This window comes from Flavobacterium sp. GNP008 (genome assembly GCF_056428965.1).
Genome location: NZ_JBWJVL010000004.1, coordinates 192,213 through 212,468, shown reverse-complemented (window position 1 = coordinate 212,468; position 20,256 = coordinate 192,213). Strand labels below are relative to the sequence as shown.

Below are 20,256 nucleotides of genomic sequence, written 5' to 3'. Positions count from 1 at the left end.
ATTTGAGTATTTATAAAATAGATAAAAAGGCATTAAATTATGAAAGTACAAATCCAGTTTATAAAATATCGTTTACATATCCAGAGCAAAAAGATTTCCCACCTCAAAAGGCCAAAATGTTTTATGATGTAGAAGGTTTTTTTGAGTTTAAAATGTTTACTAAAAACCGTAGTGAAGGGTTTGACGGAACCGCTTTTTTATATAAAATCCCCAATAAACCGGGATATCATCAAGCGGTTTTAATGGGAGAATTTAAAACTTGTGGGGCGTATAATTATTGTGCTATTACAAGTGCAACAATGAGTCCTGATGAGACAAAAGTTACTATTTTAACTCATGATAAATTATTTTTATTAGAAAATTTCCAAGGAGATGATTTTCTAAATGGAACAAAAGCTATACTAGAATTAAATCACTTTTCTCAAAAAGAAGCCGTTTGCTTCAAAGATAATGAGCATTTGTTTATTGCCGAGGAAAGAACAAAAAGTATAGGAGGAAACCTTTATGAAGTCAGTATACAAAGGCTAAAATCCAAATCCTAACCCAAAAGCAATACGAGCTTCTTCTCCGGCACTTTTAAAATATGTCAGTCTTGCCGTTAATGCATTCAGTCCGTTAAGCCATAATCCACCACCAAAAGACTGGTGCCATTTCTCTGAATTTTCACCTTTTAACCAAACCCTTCCGTAGTCAAACCCAGCTAAAATTCCGAAAGACATGGGTATAATAGTTCTTTTTATTTTGCCTAAATTCCAGCGTACATCACTACTTTGATAAAAAGATTGATTTCCTAAAAAACGCTCGTTTCTAAAACCTCTTAAGTCATAGTCACCGCCCAAAGTGGCACCTTGGTAAAAATCAAAATTATTGTTCAATACTATTTTTCCTTTCAAGATAGAAGCTAAAACTATTTTTCCGTCAGCATCAATTTTATGATTGAAATTAAGTTTACTTTCTATTGCAGGAAAATTTCTCTTAGTATTTTGCAAATTCATTTTCCATGTACCAGCAATAGAAAATCCCATTCCCAAAGAGGGAAAGGAGGGGACATCATAATTTTCAAAACTGTATTTTAAGGTCGCCCCAGCAAATTGTTGATTTTGGAAAACAGTGGGATTTATATTTGTTGAAATGTCCACAAATCGATCCATAGTTTCTTCTACGGTGATTCTTTCAAAACTAGTTTGAAAATGGATTGTACTGCCGTATTTGCCCACTTTTTTTAGGGATGGCATAACTTTTAGCATCCGGATCCGAACGCGATTGAAATCCATTCCAAAAGTATCATCATTATTTACAGTCTCATTTCCATAACCAAAATAATTGATGGTAAAATTTGGACTCGTGAATCGACTTTCAAAATCTAAATCCCATTTGCCAAATAATTTAGGGAAATTAGCATTGTAAATGAGTTCATACCCTTTTGTGGCAAAAAAATAATTGGCTTTTAAACTGTGTTTTTGTGTGTAAGGATTTTGTTTGAAATCATTGACAACATAGCCAGTGACAATACCTAGTTTTATACCATCATCAGGATTAAAACCTATGTTAGGAAGTGCCGAAAAGGAATTGTATTTTGGTTTTTTATAATCGTATAAACTGGTTTCATAATCATCTGATAATAGAACTTTACTTTTAGAATCTATAGTATAAGTATTGTCTTTTGATTTAAAATCATGAATTTTTATTTTTCTTCCATTTTCAACTACATAAGAATCTTCGTTTTGTCCTCCAATTAATCGAATTTTAATTCCTGATTTTGAAGTTCCTTTTACTTCAAAAATATCATCGTCATCTAAACCATAAATCCATATTTTTTTTGTTTTTTTAGCGGTGAAATTTTTAATATATTGTAATTCATCCTCACTATTTTTTATACGATACACTTGGATTTCAAGTTTGTTTTTTTCTTTATTTTGAATTATGAATTTGTCTTTTTTATCCGTTCCAACGATCAGAACAGTGTGTTGAAGTACAGTGTAGTATTGTAATGCTGAACGATGCAATTCATTTCTTCTAAGTTTCAATTTGCGCTTAATGTCTTTAATAGTTTCATCCTGAACTTCTTTTGGCAAATTAGTGAAGGCACCATCGATATCAGTATCTGAAAGGTTTTCCTGGATGTATCTCGCTTGTTTGATCCACTCGTTTTCTCCGGCAGTTTTTATAAAAGCAAGATCTAAGGGGTACGGTTCACGGTTCATCAATTTGACATTTGACATTTTTTCCTTAAAAGGTTGCATGTGGCGCAATTGTGCTTTTTTCATCAAAACAAATAGTAAAGCACCGTCATACTTAGTAAATGCCTGATCTCGATCTCGCGGTATAGGTTTGTAAATAATTTTTTGGCCTACTTTGTATTCACCCCAGCACCATTGATCATCATGTCTGTCCCAATCTCCTATTAGCATATCAAACAATCGGGCTTTGATGTAAGCACCCTCGTCAACGGAATATTTTTCATCATTGTGAAGATTCTTCATTACATCTTCTGTACTGATAATAGCAATTGGATTACCAAAACTTTTTATGTCTCTCTGGCTGTCAGTTGGTCGTTCTTCAACAAGGTACAATTCATCGCCGAAATCAGCATTGAAATTTTTTAATGCTTTATGCTTTGGAATATAATACAATACAGGATTGGTATGTGCCACGCCAATTTTTGTGGCTAAATTACCCACTGCAAATGGGGTATAAGGATGAGAAGTTGTGTAAAAATCCGATAGTAAATCTTCGGCGTAGGTGTCATCAAATTCGTCTTGAATAAATTGGTTTTTGAAAGCCACTGCTTGCAGGAAACGCGTGGTGCTTTTTTTCATAGCGCGCATAAGATATTCTTTACCGTCTTTATCAATGAGTTGTAATGTATTCGCCTGAGACCCCCCAACGGAGGGCGTTGGCTGTAGTCCACCAAAAAGAGTATCAATAGTAGTTGTTGTAGCTTTTATAGGAAGGCTGTAATATTTTCGGTAATGGTTCCCGAAGAAAAACTTATAAAATTTCGATTTCTTGGTTTGTTTTGCTGTATAAATGCTTGACTTTGTTGTGTTAGAAAAGGTTGTTGGGAATTCTCGGGTATCGTAATTGTCTTTTTTATCCAGTACCAATTGTTCATGAATTAATTTTTCTTTGCCATTTTGCGTACCATAAAAAGAAACTCTCGCGGCGCCATTTTTATAAATATTTAATGTTGCATATCCATTTCGGCCATAAGAAAAATCATAAGGAAAAATTGCTTTTGCAGCCTCTGATTTAGAACCGGCACCACTAATTATTTGTTTGATATTTTCGTTTTCAATATATTGTAAATTATGGTCATGGCCTGAAACAACAATCACATTATCTTGGTTTTGTAATAATGTTTTGACTCTTTTAATAAAAAGGGTATATTGTTTGTTTTGAATGTCTTGTGGACTTATTCCGGATGTTTTTCGGACAAAATTAATAACCGAACCTAAAACCGGAAGCGGAATTTTTTGTTCTAATGGGAAAAGTTGTTTCTCTAATGAAAATTGACCTCCATGGGATCCATTGCTCATTAGAGGATGGTGTAATGCTAAAACGACTGTTTTATCTTGGTTTTTAATCAAAAGACTTTCCAGCTCTACAAAAAAAGCTTCTCGTGTTTTGATGGTACAATCATCGTTAATGGTGGGACTGTTATCCCAATCCTCCAGAAACCATTGACTATCAATAGTGATTAGAATCAGGTTTTTGTTTATTTCTACATCATCAATACCACAACTTTTTCTGGGAAGGAATGACTTCTTATCGTTTAGGTACTCAGTAACATATTTAGCTTGACGTTCTAATCCTTTAATTCCGTTATACCAGTCATGATTTCCAGGAATGTAAATAGTCTGCCCTATGAAATTTTTGGATATTTTAAGTTGGTTTGTCAATTTACTTTCGGCAATAATTCGTTCATTTGGCTTGTCAGCACTAGGTAATCCTTTTGGATAAATATTGTCACCAAGGAATAAAAGTGTACTGTTTTTAGTAGCTTTTCTCAATCGATTTTCCAAAACGCCAAGTGTTTGCTGTACCGTTTTTTCGTTGGTGTTTCCAGCATCTCCAATTAAGTAAAAAGTATGGGCAATTTTAGAACTGTCTGTTGTATTCTGGGTAATTGGTTTTTTGATGTTTTTTCCAAATTGTTCGTGATGTGTTGCACACGATTGAAAAATTAGTCCTGTAAGGAACAATATAAAACACGCTTTATTAAAAGTAATAAAACAATTATCCAAAAATAATTTCATAAGCAAAAAGTATAAAATAGGTCAATGAAACCATTAGGACAGTCTTAAGACTGAATTGACAGACAGTACAAAGATAAACTTTCTTGTTTATATAGTTATCATAATTTTAATTACACCCTGAGGACAAATAGAAGTTAAAATAATACTAATATTCCCCTGTTACTATTTGTTAAGCAATAAGTCCGCAAGCAGATAAAGAATTTATGAATATGATTTAGATAAATTGTTGGTAGCTTCCTAATTACTCAATACTTTCATTTTACAATGGCACGTTTATTATAATCTTCATAGCGATTAATAATAATTGTTTAGGGTAACAATTTACAGAGATTATAAAATGAAAGGTGAATGCAATAAAAAAATAATTGATCTCTTTTTAAAGGCAATGTCATTACACTATTTTATGTTTGATTTCATTTTTGAATAGTGTTTTAAAATTATATGAGATGAAGTTTTTTTTTGTGAAATCCAATCAACGTTTCATTAATTTCTTTTAGTTCTGGTGTAAGAAATGTTCGTTGACCTTTATCATCGTTTGTTAATTCTAATTCACAAACGGTGCATTTAAATTCTTTGAAATGGTTTGTTACGGTTCTGGTTATAATAAAGCGATGACCAAATAAGGAACACAAAATTTTTTTAGTTAGAAATTTTTCTTGGAAAGGAATTGATTTCATAAAATGGCTATTACTATTTGAATTTAAATCTAACAAATAATCGCTAAAGAGTAAAATAAAATCGACTAAATACATGTTTTTATAATTAAAATATAAAAAAGCTTACATATTAACTATTGATCGGTATTGTTCTTCCGGTTTAAATTTCAAATTTGTACTTGAAATAAAAAATCTCCAATCACTTGCGCAATTGGAGATTAAAGATATAAAGTGAAGGAACAGTATTGTGACTACACACTAACTCTTTTCTTCTTTGTTAAAATATACAAGATAGTAATACATTTGTTTTTCTTCATCCCATCCTTTTTCTACATATTTCTCAGCGCTTTCAGGATTGATAAAATCCATTTTTATTTGGATATGGGTGTCAAGATTAATTACGTTTTTAATGGATTTCCGGGCATCAGAAACGGCTGCATTCGCAATAGGAAAAGAAGTTACATCTTCGATGCTGTATTTCTCTCCCTTATCCATTTTATAGTTTTTGAATTCTGGAATAAGGTCTGGATTATCCAGCACTTCATTCAGGAAATTAGTTTCCTCGAACTGATCGTTTTTTGCAAAATAATTGACAGAACGGTTCATAAACATTACTTCTTCTTTCTTATCTTCAGCAGGAAAAACAACATCTTTAGCAAAGTTTTGACAAAATTTCAGGTATTTTTTAGTGATGAAGTTTTCATCTTCAAATGCATCGACTGATAAGAAATGTTCTAACCAATATCTTGCATCATAACGGTTGCTGTCTACGGTAAGGATTTTGTATCCTTCTTCTTTTTTGTAATTAAAAATAATACACCCTTTGTCTAACTTATTTAAACTAACCCCTTGCTGCAAGATCATTTCTAAATGGGTAGTTTTTTCTTCAAACTGCAAAAAGTCCGCCTGTATCTCACTTTTGAAAATTCCTATCGCATCCACCACATTATTATCAATACTTAAGTTGGTTAAATACGTAACATATACTTCACCGTTCTTGATATGAGGATGATTGGACTGCTCAAATAGGTGCGTTGTGATTTTTTTGGAAACCTCATGAATACTGCTGGGATTATCAAAAACTTCCGATGCATATTTGAACATATCATTGTAATCCAAATCAATTTCATGAGCAAACTGAAAATAATTTTCTTCTTTTTCTCTAAAGGGTTTGAAAAAAAATTCTTTCATTAAAGGCACAATTTCATCATTTAAATTAAACGGTTGCTCCGATAAAAAAATCGCTTCATTTCTACTTTTATTACCAACTCTATGAATTGATAAGTTCTCGATATGTGTATTGTATAAGTTGATCATTTTTCTTTTTTAGATAAAAGAACCAAGATGAAAGACAGCAAAAAAGGTCTTTCATCTTGGTTCTTGATGCTTATTTCTCTATTTTTTTAATTCCAATTTTCTTCAAATCCATAATCTTCAAAACTATCATCTCCTTCAAACATGTCTAAATCATCTTCATCTAATCCATCTTCAAATTCATTATTGTAGTCATCTGCATTATCTGATTCAAAGTTTTTTTCCATTGCTTCATCCGGCATTTCTCCATGAGAAAAAATAGTTTCCGGATATAAATTCCCTATTACTTGGTCTTCAACAGCAGCTAATTCCACCAGAAATGTCCACATGTTTATAAAATCATACACATAGATAATTTTGGTATTTTGCTTGTCTAATATATCAGATAGTTGGTAATCGCTCATGATTTTTTGATCACCAGGAACATCTCCGGTGTCAAAAAGAGAAATCTCGTCTTCTTGGTTCCATGTTTCATCACATGTATAAAACGATGCTACATCCATCCCATCAAAACCAAAGGAATTGAAAATTGCATTGTGTAAATCCTCTAAAGTATCGTCTTCAAGTATTGCAATATCTCTAAAAACATCATCTTCCGCGTCTAGAATTACTCTAAATTTATAAACCATAATCTTTATTTTTGTTGAAAGGTCAAAGGTAAAATTTAATTTTAGATTTTAGATTTCAGATTCTGGATTTGTTGATAAGATTTTTGCGTATGAATTCAGAAATAAAAGAAACAGTGATCAGCAATAGCGATCTATTCATTAAAAGAAATACTAAAAAATGGAGTTTTAAGGTATTGCATCGCGGGTATTAAGAATTAGTTCTTCGTAATATATGGGAAATTCTTTTCCGGAACTTGTGATACTGTTTATGGGTAGGGTATAGTCTGTTTGCCGTCATATTATTAACAATCATGGCAATGACAAGAAGTATAAGAGAACCGGTTAGTACAGGGTATAACACGTACCAATAGCCAAGCTCTTTGATTTTTGGGGAACCTATTATGGCAATCAAAGCTGTAGCTCCACCCGGAGGATGTAAGGTTTTAGTTATTTGCATTAAAACAATCGAAATTGATACGGCAAGTGGAGCAGACAACCACAGAACATCAGGGCCAAATTTAGCAATAGTTACTCCTATAAATGCCGAAACAAGGTGTCCGCCAATTAAATTTCGGGGTTGCGCCATAGGACTTTGAATTACTCCATAAACCAATACGCTGGAGGCACCAAAGGACCCAATTAAATACACAACATCTTCGCTTGCTACTGTCTGAGATTGCAAATATGCGATTGTTCCTATACCAATAAAAGATCCTAGAAAAGCCCAAAAATGTTCTTTGAAATCTATTAAAGTTTCTTTGTAGAGTATGTATTTGGTTTTGCGATAACTCCTTCTTATTTTTTGAACTTGCATAGATACTTATTTTACTAGACTTGGAGAATAGGAATAAACGGTGAAAGGATAAATCATTTTCGCCGTATATTTAGAAATCAAACAAACGATTAGAATGGGAAGAAGCAACGTATAATCATCAGTCAAACCACAAACTAGAAATATAGCAGTAAAAGGCGCATGGATACTGGCACTCAAAACGGCTGCCATTCCTATTATTATAAAGTTTATTGGGATAACACCAGCATTGAAATACTTATTTAAAAATAAAGCAACCAATAGGCCTAAAAAAGCACCAATAAAAAGACTTGGAGCAAAAACACCACCGTCTCCTCCTGAGGCTAAAGTAGCAGAGGTAACAATGGGTTTCAAAAGTAAAATTCCAATGAAAGTTAGCCCCATTGAAAGCGAGAGTACCATTTCATTAGGGTTAATAAAAATAGTTTTGATGGCATGGTATCCCTCCCCATAAAGCTGCGGAAATGTAAAAAGGGAAATGCTTAAAATCACTGATCCAAAGAGGATTTTGAAATAAGTAGCTTTTATCTTGGAAAATTGTTCTTTAAAAAACAGCACAGAACGGGTCAAATACACCGAATGTATTCCTGCGATAATACCCAAAAGGACAAAGTAAGGAATCGCATTTAAATGCCAGGTAATATTACGGACAGCAAATAAGGGTTTTTCATCCAATAAATAAATCAGACCAAATGCGATTGAAACGGCAATTAGATTTGTTAATAAAAAAGCCTTTGTTATTTTTTTGGAGATTACTTCGAGGGAAAATAGAATTCCAGCAATGGGACTGCTGAAGAGTGCGGTAATTCCGGCTGCAATTCCGGCACAGATTAACTCTGTTTTATATTGTCTAAAAACATTTTGTTTCCTTTGTGCAACAGAACCAATAGTAGCTGAAGCGACAACTGTAGACACCTCTATTCCGGTTGAGCCACCAAAGACTACAGTCAATAAACCGTTAACGAAATGAGAAGGGACTTTGTAGCTGGGTAAATTCTTTGAATTTGAATTGGTGCTTTCAAAAACTTCTTTGATGCCTTTATTTTCCTTTTTCTTAAATAAATACTCCCGAAGAAAGTAAATAACGGACAATCCAAAAACTGGAAACACAACAAAAAATATTGGATTTACAATCGTTTGATGAAAGAATATTTCTTCATAATATTCTGTTGTGTTTTTTAAAACAACTCCCAAAAAAGCAGAAAGAAAACCAATTAGAATAGATACAATAACTAGTTTTTGAAGTTTAATGAAGCGGTAGTTTTTTTTAATTTGTGCGATATTGTCCATTTGAAATTGTTTGTCATCTTTTATACGCTCTAAATAAAAGAGAAGTGGAAAAGTAATTTATTAAGGATTACAAATTTAAAGAAACAAAATCAGATTTGAATGGGAAAAGAGTGCGGACTATTTTCTTTTACGATTTATATGTTTTTTTTACTTTTTCACAAACAAAAACTCCTTATTTTTCATAAAACTCTATGGGCAGGTTATCGGGATCAGCAATAAAGAAGAATTTTTTTTGTGTGAATTCATCCATACGTATTTCTTCTGGGGTTATATGTTGACGGACTAAACATTCATGCGTTTTTTGAATGTCATTCACTTCAAAAGCTAAATGACGCATTCCTGCTGCTTCCGGAGTCGAAGGGCGTTGTGGCGGATCTGGGAATGAAAATAATTCTACACAATATTCTCCGTTAAGTGCTAGATCAAGTTTATATGATTGTCTTTCTTCTCGATAAATTTCCTGAATAATGGTGAGGCCCAAAATTGAGGTATAGAATTTTTTTGATTTTTGATAATCAATGCAGATAATAGCAATGTGGTGAATTTTGTTAATTTGTATCATGTTATTTTAAATAAATCATCTCCTGTAGATTTGAATTAGCATCTTTAGCTAAAGCCATAGAATGAAGTTTATGGATCAGTATTTTTGTTTTAACAATGTCATTAATACGGAAAAGATATAAAACTTCATTTTCATTATCGGCATTTTGCCAAAGTTGTTCCAAAAACATTTTGGTTTAGGTATGAAAGGCTTTATCCTTTTCTAGAATTTCCTGGATCATTGCTATGGGAACATTCTTAAGTTTAGCTAATAAATAGGGCATTTTTTCTGGATTGATGAGGTTAAAATAAAGAAAGCTGAATCCACGAGGTAGTCTTTCGTATTTATTTTTTTGCGTCGGAGCAAAGCCCTACAATTTCATGAAAAGTATCATGCAAGTCCACAATTGATTTTAAAATTGTCGCATCAGTTCCATTCGATGTAACTAATTGATGCAAGGCTTTGCTTTGTAACTGTAATTTTTTTGTTGAGGCTACTATGGCGGTGGTGTTAAAATCTTGTGGAATATTAGACTTTAACAGGACGGTTGCTTTGTTCATCAGTTCTTCGGAACGTGTTTTTATTGGGGCCAAATTTCCTTCTTCAGCAGGATGAAAAGTTTGTGACATGACTTCGTGAAATTCTTTGATAGCGGGCCATTTTTCAAAAGTGGACTGTGCCGAAACTGAATTTGCAACAACAATAAGAGTCAATACTAAAAATGCTTTAAGATGTTTCATTATGATTTGTTTATGTTTAAATTAGTAGTTCAAAGCTAAGTAAATTTTGAGTAGTTATAATTTGTTTAGAATATTCATTAAACATTCAATTTCCGAATCACTTTTGCCGGATTTCCCACTGCCAAACAGTTGTCTGGTATGTCTTTCGTTACAACCGAGCCAGCGCCAATAACACAACCATTTCCTATGGTGATACCTGGACAAATAACAGAATTTCCGCCAATCCAACAATCATCTCCTATGGTTATTGGTAATGCATTTTCCAATGTTTTTCTGAGTTCAGCATTCAGTGGATGGGTGGCGGTATACAGTTGCACTCCCGGTGCAAAAAATACATTAGAACCAATATTGACTTTGGCACAGTCCAAAACAACACAGTTTACATTGAAATAGACATTTTCTCCACAACTGATATTATATCCGTAGTCACAAAAAAAGGGAGGCTCGATATAAAGGTTTGCTCCTGCATTAGGAATTAGTTCTTTTAGTATTTCTCTTGCTTTTTTGGTTACACGGTATTCAGTAACATTTAATCGATGGAGTAAATTTTTAGATTTTCGTCTGTCTTTCACTAGAACAGGATCGCCAGCCAAATAATATTCACCAGCAATCATTTTTTCTTTTTCAGTTATCATAGTTTGATTTTTTATATGCAGATACAGCCAAGTTACTTTTTTATTTTGGCAGAAAGTTTGTCTTTCACTAAACAATATTTTGCTTTATTATAAGGTTGTCATTTTATAGTTATTTGATTACTATTGTTGGACAAAATCCATTTGTATGCAGTATTTGGTACAGGTTTAAAACCTTTTCAATTGCTTATTTCTTCAAATTTTTCGTCCAAAATTTTAATCACGGTTAAAGTAATGGATTGGTTCAATCCAATAATAAAAAATCTTTTTTCTCCAACACAAAACACAAAACACAAAACACAAATCATTTTTCCGTTTTATGTTTTCGGTTACAACTTCATTTGATTTACAAATAGCTTCTAATTTTTCAATATTATGAAATTAGATTTTAGTTTTGGCAATTTTATCATGAATTTTTAGAGTTTCCTGTAAAGCTGCACTTCCGTACCAAAGCGTTAGTTCTGCTTCAAGCAGATTCGATTGCACCGCGGGATCAGTGGCTACAAATTGTTTTGCTTCGTCAATACTACTGGCATTAAAAATATAAATACCCCTGTAATTTCTATCATTTTTCATAAAAGGACCCGCAACAACCAGCTTTCCTTCCAGTGCTAATTTATTGATATTAGCCATGTGTCCTTCAAATAGTTTTTGAGTTTCTTCTTTACTTGCAGTGGTGTTACTTCCTGTTTTTAATAAACAAAAAACATATTTTTTCATTCCGTATTCATCTGCATTCAAAATTTTGGCTAGTTTTCCATCATAGTTTGATGGGATTTTCTGAGAAAATAATACGGTACTACTGCAAACCAGTATGAGTAAAAAGATTGATTTTTTCATTTTATTAAAATTAGGTTGAAAACAAATTTAAGTTTTTCATTTATAAAAAGGAATAGAAATTAAAAATTGGCAGCGAATCACTTTTTATTAAAAAAAACGACTCATCTGATAATTTCAACAGTTCAGCAATAACTTTTTTTAGTTCTTATTTTTGTAGCAGATATTTGCTTTATCAAAATCAAACATCATGAAACCAAAATTCATATACAAATCAAATTATTTGAATACTTGTCTTAAATCAATTTTCATATTGGGTATTTTACTATTTAGCACCACTATTTTTTCACAAAGTACAGTTTCTGGGAAAGTGGTAGACGAGAAAGGAATGCCGGTTACGGGGGCAAATGTCTTTATTGAAGGGACTTACGATGGTGCTTCCAGTACTGAAGCAGGTAATTTTAGTTTTACAACTACAACAACTGGGAATCAAACTTTGATAGTGAGCTTTCTTATTTATGAAACTTCAAAAATAAGTATCGATGTGACCAATTTTCAAAATAAAACAATTAAGTTAAGAGCGAGTGTAACATCACTGGATGCGGTTGTGATTACTGCAGGAACATTTGAAGCGGGTGATAAAGCCAGAGTTTCAGTATTAAAACCTTTAGATATTGTAACTACAGCGGGTTCGGCTGGAAATATTATTGCTGCTTTGCAAACTTTGCCAGGAACACAAACAGTTGGTGAGGACGGACGATTGTTTGTACGTGGTGGCGAGGCCAATGAAACACAAACTTTTGTTGATGGAATTCGAGTGGCGCAACCCTATGGAGCGGCTGCGAATAATTTGCCTACACGAGGACGGTTTTCTCCGTTTTTATTCAGCGGAATATCATTTTCTACAGGCGGCTATTCAGCGGAATATGGAGAAGCACTATCTAGTGTTTTGTTGTTGAATACTCAGGACAACCCTGATCAGGATAAAACAGAAATCGCATTGATGACCGTAGGTTTAGGTATTGGTAATACCCAAAAATGGAAGAAAAGTTCTTTAAGTGTTAATGCCAATTACATTAATTTAGCGCCTTACCAAGCTTTGATTCCACAAAATGTGGATTGGAACAGTCCGTTTCAATCTTTGTCTGGAGAAACGGTGTATCGCTATAATTTCAATAATGGAATTTTAAAAGTATATGCTGCTTTTGATAGTTCTAAGTTTGATATCAATCAGGAAAACATCAATTCGCCACAAAAAATTAGAGTGGATTTAAACAACAATAATTTTTATTTAAATTCTTCTTACAAAGGTACTTTTGGTGATAATTGGCAAATTACGTCTGGGTTGAGTTATGGCTATAGCAACAACATAATAAATCTGGATTCGGATAAAGTGGCAAATGATGAAAATGCCGCCCATTTGAAATTAAAATTAAGGAAAAGTTTTTCAGACCGCTTGAAACTCTCTTTTGGAGCTGATTATTTTGTAACCCAATTCAATGAAGATTTTCAGGAAAATTCAGGTTCTGTTTTTACCAATGGTTATAATGCTAACATAGGTGCTATTTACACAGAAGCTGATGTTTTTTTCTCTAAAAAATGGGCTGCAAAAATAGGATTGAGAGTCTCTAATACTGATTTGCTGAATGAAACAGCTGTTTCTCCTCGAATTTCATTAGCATATAAAATGGCTAAAAATAGTCAGTTCTCCTTTGCGTATGGTGATTTTACGCAAACTCCCAGTGCGGAATATATAAAATACTCGAACAGTCATCAGTTTGAAAGCGAAAGGGCTTCACATTATATTTTGAATTTTCAATACAATAAAAACGGGAAAACGTTTCGTGCGGAAACGTATTATAAAAACTACAGTAATTTAATTACATTCGATACGGAAAGAGCGTTGTATAATTCGGTTTACGACAATGCCGGTTATGGTTACGCCAAAGGATTGGATTTGTTTTGGAGAGACGGAAAATCCATTAAAAATTTAGAATATTGGGTTTCCTATTCGTACATCGATACTGAAAGAGTGTATAAAAATTTTAGTTCTCAGGTAACCCCCAGTTTTGTTGCGGATCACAGCTTGTCTATTGTAACAAAATACTGGATAAATGATTGGAAATCACAAATTGGTTTTACAAATTCATACAGTTCAGGGCGACCTTACAACAATCCCAACGAAAAAAAATTTATGAATGGAAAAACGAAGTCCTACAATAGTTTGAGTTTCAATTGGGCGTACTTATTATCACAACAAAAAATTGTATACTTCTCTGTTTCCAATATTTTGGGTACTCAAAATGTATTTGGCTATGAGTATGCCAACAATCCGGATAATAGAGGGTTTTACAAAAGGAAGGAAATCATTCCTACGGCCGATCGTTTCTTCTTTGTAGGATTCTTTTGGACCATAAGCAACGATAAAAAAGACAATCAGTTGAGGAATCTTTAAAGAGAGTCATAAAGTCAAAGGTATAAAGTCCTTGTTTACAAAAAACTTTCAACTTTATAACAATTCATACCTAAAATTCTACAGTTCAGTGTTTTTATATTTTAAATTAATAAAAAGCACGATACTTTTGAAGTGTAAATTATAAATCGTTTCAATCATCAAATTCACAACCATTTAAAACCAAGAAATCATGACCAAAATTAGTATCACAATCGCATTTTTTATCTGTAGTTTATTATCCGCTCAAGGAAAATTCGAGCAAGGAATGGGAAAAGCGTTTCAGCTTTGGGGAGAAGGAAAAAACACCGAAGCCTCTGATATGTTTGAAAGAATTGCCACTGCTGAAAAAACAAGCTGGTTGCCTAATTATTATGTGGCACTGGTGAATACAACTACAGCTTTTAGAACTAAAGATAAAGATCAAATGAATTTGTTATTGACAAAAGCACAAAAATCGTTGGATAAAGAAATGGATAAAAATCCAAACAATGCCGAGCTGTTAGTAATGCAAGCTATGATTCATACTGCCTGGATTGCATTTGACCCTATGACTAACGGACAAAAATTATCCGGAACGGTTATGGAGTTGTATGGAAAAGCACAAGCAATGGCCCCAGAGAATCCTAGAGTTGTTTTTGGTAAAGCGGAGTTTGAAATTGGTGGCGCTAAATTTTGGGGGACTGATACCAAACCAATGTGTGCTCAAATTGAAAAAGCTATTGGACTTTTTGCTACTTTTAAACCGGAAACACCTTTTTCGCCAAAATGGGGTTTAGACAGAGCCTTATTGGCAAAGAAAAATTGTAAATAAACCGATAGGAATTGTCCTTTTTAGAAAATAAAATATTTAAATGTAACGATTGAAAACAATAAAATAATGTACCTAAAACCACATTTACTGAAAGCTTTATTTATTGGAGTTGTAATTTTTTTAGTGTCCTTTCTAATTGAATTTATCACTGTGGGTACGGAAGTTTTTAGTCCCAATTTATATAAATATTTTTTATATTGCATGCTTTACAGTGTTGCATTGTATATTGTTAATGCTGGGTTGTTTCAATTTTTAGATCAAAGATTTAAAAACAATATTTATTCATCAACCCGAATAGTTATTGGGTTTGCCAGTTCTTTTTTTATATCTCTATTTGTTATTTTTTTGTTGCGATTTTTTTTGAAAGTAGTTGTAGAGAAAAATGCAGTAGCCGTTTTTTTAGCAAAAGAAACTCCTTCGAATTATGTAGAATCATCAATTATTACTTTTATCGTTCTGTTGGGGTTTCATGCATTGCATTTTTATAAAGCCTACAATGAAAATAAAGTCAAAGAACAGAAAATTATTGCGGGAACTGCCAATGCTAAGTTCGAAAGTCTTAAGAATCAAATAGACCCCCATTTTCTATTCAATAGTTTGAATGTTTTAAGTTCTTTGATCGAAGAAAATCCAGACAATGCACAACGATTTACAACGTCCTTGTCTAAAATTTACAGATATGTATTGGAGCAAAAAGATAAAGAATTAGTTTCTGTTGAAGAAGAATTGGCATTCGCCAAAACCTACATGAACCTACTGAAAATGCGTTTTGAGAATAGCTTGTTTTATGAAATGCCATCAACGTACATAAATCCGGATGCCAAAGTAGTTCCACTTTCGCTTCAACTTTTATTGGAGAATACAGTAAAACATAATGTAGTTAGCGAACAAAGACCATTACACATTAGAATATATGTAGAGGGAGATTATTTAGCTGTTCAAAACGATTATCAAAAGAAAGAAGTGTTGCAGGATCGTCAGGGCGTGGGACTACAAAATATTATTAATCGTTATGGGATTATTACAAAACGAAAAGTATTAATAGTTCAAAACCAGCAAGTATTTACTGTCAAAATACCTATTTTAACTAAACAAATTACCGTTATGGAAACTACTGCAAATTATAACGAAAACAATGCGTATTACAGAGCCAAAAAAAGAGTGGAAGAATTAAAAGGATTTTATGGAAACCTGATTTCTTACTGTTGTGTGATTCCGCTTTTAGTGTATATTAATTTAACTTTTTCACCTCAATTTCAATGGTTTTGGTTTTCAGCTGCCGGATGGGGATTTGGAGTGATTATGCATGCTTTCAAAGTTTTTGGATACAGTTCCAATTGGGAGGAAAGAAAAATTCAAGAAATTCTGCGAAAAGAAGAGCATAAACAAAACTGGAATTAGTATTATTTAAGGATATGAACATTTAAAAATAAAGTAAAATTATGGAAAATACATATCAAAATGAAGAACGTTATTTCAAGGCCAAAAAACAAGTGGAGGAAATAAAAGGATTTTATGGCAATCTAACGTCTTATGTACTGGTAAATATTGTTTTATTTGTGATAAACATTGTTACCTCGCCAGAGCATTTATGGTTTTTCTGGCCGTTGTTAAGCTGGGGAATTGGAGTTGTTTTTCACGGAATGAAAACCTTTAATTATACCCCTTTTTTTGGCAAGGACTGGGAAGAACAAAAAATTAGAGAATTTATGGATAAAGAAAATAAACGTAACGAAACTTGGCATTAAGACTGTTTTTTTAAATTCAAATGCGAATGGATTAATTTTAATAAGAAATATTGATAAAATGAAAAGGAACTATAAAACGGAGTTTGAAGGATATCAACCTGAAGATAAATACGCAGCAGCTGAGCGGGAAGTGAAGCGGTTAAAAGGATTTTACATCCATTTAATGGTGTACGTAATCATAAATATAATGATTGTATTCCTCAATATTAGAGATTTAAATAAAGGAGAAAGCTATTTCAAAATAGAAAATTTCTTTACTGCTTTCTTTTGGGGAATAGGATTAGCGGCTCATGGATTATCCATTTTTGGGAGAAATATGTTTTTTGGAAAAAATTGGGAAGAAAAAAAAATCCAAGAGTTAATGAAAAAAGAAAAAAGTGAGAAATGGGAGTAAAACAAGTATTTAGTTATAGTTTTAGTTAACGCAACAACTGGATAAACGATTCAATAGTATATGACGACAATAATAATAGAAGATGAAAAGCCAGCCGCTCGTTTGCTGCAACGTAAACTCGAAAAGCTAAATCTGACAGTAGGAGTGATGCTTCATTCCGTAGAGGAAGCCATTGCTTGGTTCTCTAATAATGAACATCCAGATTTGATTTTTCTGGACATTCAATTATCGGACGGATTGTCGTTTGAGATATTTGAAAAAGTGACTATTAAGAGTGCCGTGATTTTTACAACTGCTTACGACGAATACGCGCTTCGTGCTTTCAAATTGAATAGTATTGATTATCTTTTGAAACCTATTGATGAGGATGACCTTCAAATTGCCGTTGCCAAATTCAAAACGCTGCTGCCAAAACAAGAATTAATGCCTCAAGGCTTTGGAATCGATTTGGAGCAAATTAAAAAAATGCTGACCAATCCATTTGAAAGAAATTATAAAAAACGGTTTACAGTTAAAATAGGACAGTATTTGAAAGTAATTTCGATTGATGAAATCGAATGTTTTTTTAGTGAAAATAAAGGAACCTACCTGCATACATTTGACAATAGAAATTATTTAATCGAATGTACTTTGGAGCTTTTGGAGCAGGAATTAGATCCTGCGGATTTCTTTCGAACCAGCCGAAAATTTATAATTCCAATGAAAGCAATCAAAGAAATAGTCTTGTATAGTAACTCCAGATTAAAGGTTATTTTGCCTTCTTTTAAAGAAGAGGAAGTGATTGTAAGCAGGGAAAAAGTCACCGAATTTAAAACTTGGATTGGGTGATTTTTAGATCTAAAAAAACTGTTTCAAATACAAGGTAAATACATCCTTAACAAAGATTTTTTTTAGCTCTTGTAATTGAAACAGCTCATTGCATTTAGGAAGTAAAATTAATCAAATAGTGATTTAATTTCCTTTTGGGTTTTACCTAATTTTTGTTGTAATCTACCCCACATTTCATCTTCTTTTCCTTCTTCATACAACAAATCGTCATCGGTCAAATCGGCATACTTTTGTTTCAGTTTTCCTTTTAACTCATTCCAGTTTCCTTCAATCTCTTTTGAATTTGGCATAACATTTTAAGTTTAAATTACTATTTGTTCTTATACAAATTTGGAAATTTTAGACCAGTATTTTGTTATATTATTTCAGAAAATAATTGCATAATTCCAATGATTTACTGTTTTAATCAAAAAAATAAGAATTATTTTTAATTAAAGTAATATGATAGGTTTCTATTTGTAAAGTATTGGTAATAAATTATTTATAAATTAAGTATAGATTATATCTATGGCCAATTTACACCTTAAATAGTACTTTTCGAATGCTTATTATCACGAAAATAAGTGCGGTATAAACGATAAAGAACGGAATAATAGATTCAATTAAATTCAGGGGAAGCATTACAGCGATAATGAGTAATTGAAAGCCTAAACCGTAAATTGAAAGCAAGGTCATAAACCAGTTGGGAAACGTTTTAACTTTATAGGCATCCTTGTCGAGATAGTGAATTATTTTGTCAAAGGTCCCATATACAATGGTGTAAATTAGAAACAAAATATCGACAGATTTTTGGGTCTCCCCTGGCAAAGCTCTTGGCGATTTGTGCTCAAAAATTTTGCTTGTTTTATCTCCGCCAATTGATTTAGTTCTTAAAATTACATAGTAATAATTGTATAAAGTACCTTGCAATTGGATGCCAATAAACGCCAAAATTGTAAGCCAAATTGTAGTTTTTGAAACATAACAAATTGCCATTAGAAAGAGAAAATTTAGTATGATATCGAACACGCTATCTAGGTATCTTCCGGTGTAGGAAGGGGTCTTTTTTAATCGTGCCAATTCACCATCTGCAGCATCAATTCCCGATTTAAGAATAATGAAAAATCCAGCTAAAAAATAAGATCCTTCTAGAATGTAATAAATAGCGATTAGACCAGAAAGCCCAAAAAGGAGGGTGACATGTATGGGTGTGAAGCGGGTGTTTTTTAATTGATTGGCGAGAAATTTCCCAAAGATTCTACCGTAATCGGATAGATCTAAAAATTTATCTTGAGCTGCAAGTTTAGACATTTAAGGTTATAAACAAAGGAATGCGACAATATAGTCTGGTATTATTTTATAGATATTATAATTTTATTTCGATAATCGGTGTAAAGTAAACGTCATTGCAGTGAGTAAAAAGAAGGCCACTATTTGATGTGCCAGCCCCAACCATAGCGGAACACCATAAAGCAAAGTGAAGACGCCTAAAGTAAATTGTAGAAAAACAAGAATTACTAAACTGTTGATTCCTTTTCTTTGTAGTGAGGAAAGCACCTGTTTTTTACTTTTGATATACAAAGCAACTATAAGTCCTACGACTACGTAAGCCATGGTTCTATGTACAAATTGCACACCGCTTTTTCCTTCAATAAGATTTAGAAATAGTGAATTTTTTTCTATAAAAACACTTTCGTGAATAAATTGTCCATCACTCATCAACGGCCAATGATTGTGAAGTAATCCGGCATTTAAACCGGCAACAAACCCACCGTATATAATTTGAATAATCAAAAACAGTAATGCAACACGCGCAAGATTTCGCAGTTGAACTATAACAATTGATTTATTTGGATAGAGTAGATCCAAAGCTACCCAAAGGGTATATGCAAATGTTATGAAAGCAAATGTTAAGTGCAATGCCAATCTGAAATGGCTTACATCAGGGTTGTTAATTAAACCACTTCGTACCATAAACCAGCCCAAAAAACCTTGGAAACCTCCCATCAACAAAAGAACTACACATTTCTTAATGGTCTCATTTGAAAGTCTTTTTTTAATCAAAAAATAAAGGAAAGGCACAATAAACGCTAATCCTATTATTCTTCCTATAAAACGATGAAACCATTCCCAGAAATAAATAAATTTATAATCGCTTAGGGTAAAGTCATTATGGATATTTATTTTTTGATACTCTGGAAATTTTTTATATTCTTCAAATGCCTTCGACCATTTTTCGGCTGTCAATGGAGGGAAAGTATCTGTAACTAAATGCCAGTCTGTCATTGATAAACCAGAATTGGTCAATCTCGTAATTCCTCCCACTACCACCATCATAAACAATAATATGCACCCTGATAATAACCAAATGATAACGTAATTATTTTCCTTTTTCATTATTTGAGATTAATTT

21 protein-coding genes are annotated in these 20,256 nt (G+C 32.6%); 7 read left to right on the top strand and 14 right to left on the bottom strand.

Annotation, left to right across the window (positions count from 1 at the left end):
• Window positions 1-2 precede the first annotated feature (2 nt).
• On the top strand, window positions 3-542 hold the full coding sequence (locus tag AC0608_RS12875) for a hypothetical protein (protein WP_478289342.1): 540 nt from the start codon (window positions 3-5) through the stop codon (window positions 540-542).
• On the opposite strand, the gene AC0608_RS12870 is transcribed toward AC0608_RS12875, so the two are convergent.
• From AC0608_RS12870 to AC0608_RS12820, 11 genes are all read right to left on the bottom strand, one after another.
• Window positions 525-4,259, bottom strand: coding sequence for a metallophosphoesterase (locus tag AC0608_RS12870; protein ID WP_478289341.1), 3,735 nt, complete (start codon window positions 4,257-4,259; stop codon window positions 525-527). The genes AC0608_RS12875 and AC0608_RS12870 overlap by 18 nt on opposite strands.
• Window positions 4,260-4,696: 437 nt before the next feature.
• Window positions 4,697-4,936: a DUF1660 family phage protein gene (locus tag AC0608_RS12865; protein WP_478289340.1), complete on the bottom strand. Its 240-nt coding sequence runs from the start codon at window positions 4,934-4,936 to the stop codon at window positions 4,697-4,699.
• A 237-nt stretch (window positions 4,937-5,173) separates the two neighbouring features.
• Complete coding sequence (locus AC0608_RS12860) at window positions 5,174-6,232, bottom strand: nucleoid-associated protein (RefSeq protein WP_478289339.1); 1,059 nt, start codon at window positions 6,230-6,232, stop codon at window positions 5,174-5,176.
• 86 nt (window positions 6,233-6,318) lie between these two features.
• The gene (locus AC0608_RS12855) at window positions 6,319-6,858 is read right to left on the bottom strand and encodes an IS1096 element passenger TnpR family protein (protein WP_417959520.1); all 540 of its coding nucleotides are present in this window, start codon (window positions 6,856-6,858) and stop codon (window positions 6,319-6,321) included.
• Between the two features lie 187 nt (window positions 6,859-7,045).
• Window positions 7,046-7,651 (bottom strand): HPP family protein, encoded by a 606-nt coding sequence (locus AC0608_RS12850; protein ID WP_478289338.1) that lies wholly within the window; start codon window positions 7,649-7,651, stop codon window positions 7,046-7,048.
• 6 nt (window positions 7,652-7,657) lie between these two features.
• Window positions 7,658-8,938 (bottom strand): chloride channel protein, encoded by a 1,281-nt coding sequence (locus AC0608_RS12845; protein WP_478289337.1) that lies wholly within the window; start codon window positions 8,936-8,938, stop codon window positions 7,658-7,660.
• A gap of 172 nt (window positions 8,939-9,110) precedes the next feature.
• Entirely contained in the window at window positions 9,111-9,500 is a 390-nt protein-coding gene (gene gloA2 / locus AC0608_RS12840) for an SMU1112c/YaeR family gloxylase I-like metalloprotein (RefSeq protein ID WP_478289336.1), read from the bottom strand.
• Window position 9,501: 1 nt separating this feature from the next.
• The gene (locus AC0608_RS12835) at window positions 9,502-9,663 is read right to left on the bottom strand and encodes a hypothetical protein (RefSeq protein ID WP_478289335.1); all 162 of its coding nucleotides are present in this window, start codon (window positions 9,661-9,663) and stop codon (window positions 9,502-9,504) included.
• A gap of 160 nt (window positions 9,664-9,823) precedes the next feature.
• The gene (locus tag AC0608_RS12830; protein WP_478289334.1) at window positions 9,824-10,219 is read right to left on the bottom strand and encodes a hypothetical protein; all 396 of its coding nucleotides are present in this window, start codon (window positions 10,217-10,219) and stop codon (window positions 9,824-9,826) included.
• 77 nt (window positions 10,220-10,296) lie between these two features.
• Window positions 10,297-10,854, bottom strand: a complete 558-nt coding sequence (locus tag AC0608_RS12825) for a sugar O-acetyltransferase (RefSeq protein ID WP_478289333.1) — start codon at window positions 10,852-10,854, stop codon at window positions 10,297-10,299.
• Window positions 10,855-11,232: 378 nt separating this feature from the next.
• Complete coding sequence (locus AC0608_RS12820) at window positions 11,233-11,691, bottom strand: YciI family protein (RefSeq protein WP_478289332.1); 459 nt, start codon at window positions 11,689-11,691, stop codon at window positions 11,233-11,235.
• Window positions 11,692-11,878: 187 nt separating this feature from the next.
• Here AC0608_RS12820 and AC0608_RS12815 point away from each other — a divergent pair, with 187 nt between their 5' ends.
• From AC0608_RS12815 to AC0608_RS12790, 6 genes are all read left to right on the top strand, one after another.
• Window positions 11,879-14,083 carry a TonB-dependent receptor gene (locus AC0608_RS12815; RefSeq protein ID WP_478289331.1) on the top strand — a complete coding sequence of 735 codons (2,205 nt, stop codon included), beginning with the start codon at window positions 11,879-11,881 and terminating at the stop codon, window positions 14,081-14,083.
• 190 nt (window positions 14,084-14,273) lie between these two features.
• Window positions 14,274-14,894 carry a hypothetical protein gene (locus AC0608_RS12810; RefSeq protein WP_478289330.1) on the top strand — a complete coding sequence of 207 codons (621 nt, stop codon included), beginning with the start codon at window positions 14,274-14,276 and terminating at the stop codon, window positions 14,892-14,894.
• A 66-nt stretch (window positions 14,895-14,960) separates the two neighbouring features.
• On the top strand, window positions 14,961-16,295 hold the full coding sequence (locus AC0608_RS12805) for a histidine kinase (RefSeq protein WP_478289329.1): 1,335 nt from the start codon (window positions 14,961-14,963) through the stop codon (window positions 16,293-16,295).
• A 41-nt stretch (window positions 16,296-16,336) separates the two neighbouring features.
• Window positions 16,337-16,642, top strand: a complete 306-nt coding sequence (locus tag AC0608_RS12800; RefSeq protein WP_478289328.1) for a 2TM domain-containing protein — start codon at window positions 16,337-16,339, stop codon at window positions 16,640-16,642.
• 58 nt (window positions 16,643-16,700) lie between these two features.
• Window positions 16,701-17,036, top strand: coding sequence for a 2TM domain-containing protein (locus tag AC0608_RS12795; protein WP_478289327.1), 336 nt, complete (start codon window positions 16,701-16,703; stop codon window positions 17,034-17,036).
• Window positions 17,037-17,096: 60 nt separating this feature from the next.
• Window positions 17,097-17,864 (top strand): LytR/AlgR family response regulator transcription factor, encoded by a 768-nt coding sequence (locus AC0608_RS12790; protein ID WP_478289326.1) that lies wholly within the window; start codon window positions 17,097-17,099, stop codon window positions 17,862-17,864.
• A gap of 107 nt (window positions 17,865-17,971) precedes the next feature.
• Here the strand turns inward: AC0608_RS12790 and AC0608_RS12785 are convergent, their stop codons facing one another.
• From AC0608_RS12785 to AC0608_RS12775, 3 genes are all read right to left on the bottom strand, one after another.
• The gene (locus AC0608_RS12785; protein WP_417959537.1) at window positions 17,972-18,154 is read right to left on the bottom strand and encodes a CsbD family protein; all 183 of its coding nucleotides are present in this window, start codon (window positions 18,152-18,154) and stop codon (window positions 17,972-17,974) included.
• Between the two features lie 226 nt (window positions 18,155-18,380).
• Window positions 18,381-19,154 carry a CDP-alcohol phosphatidyltransferase family protein gene (locus AC0608_RS12780; RefSeq protein ID WP_478289325.1) on the bottom strand — a complete coding sequence of 258 codons (774 nt, stop codon included), beginning with the start codon at window positions 19,152-19,154 and terminating at the stop codon, window positions 18,381-18,383.
• Window positions 19,155-19,217: 63 nt separating this feature from the next.
• Window positions 19,218-20,240: a COX15/CtaA family protein gene (locus tag AC0608_RS12775; protein WP_478289324.1), complete on the bottom strand. Its 1,023-nt coding sequence runs from the start codon at window positions 20,238-20,240 to the stop codon at window positions 19,218-19,220.
• Window positions 20,241-20,256: the final 16 nt, after the last annotated feature.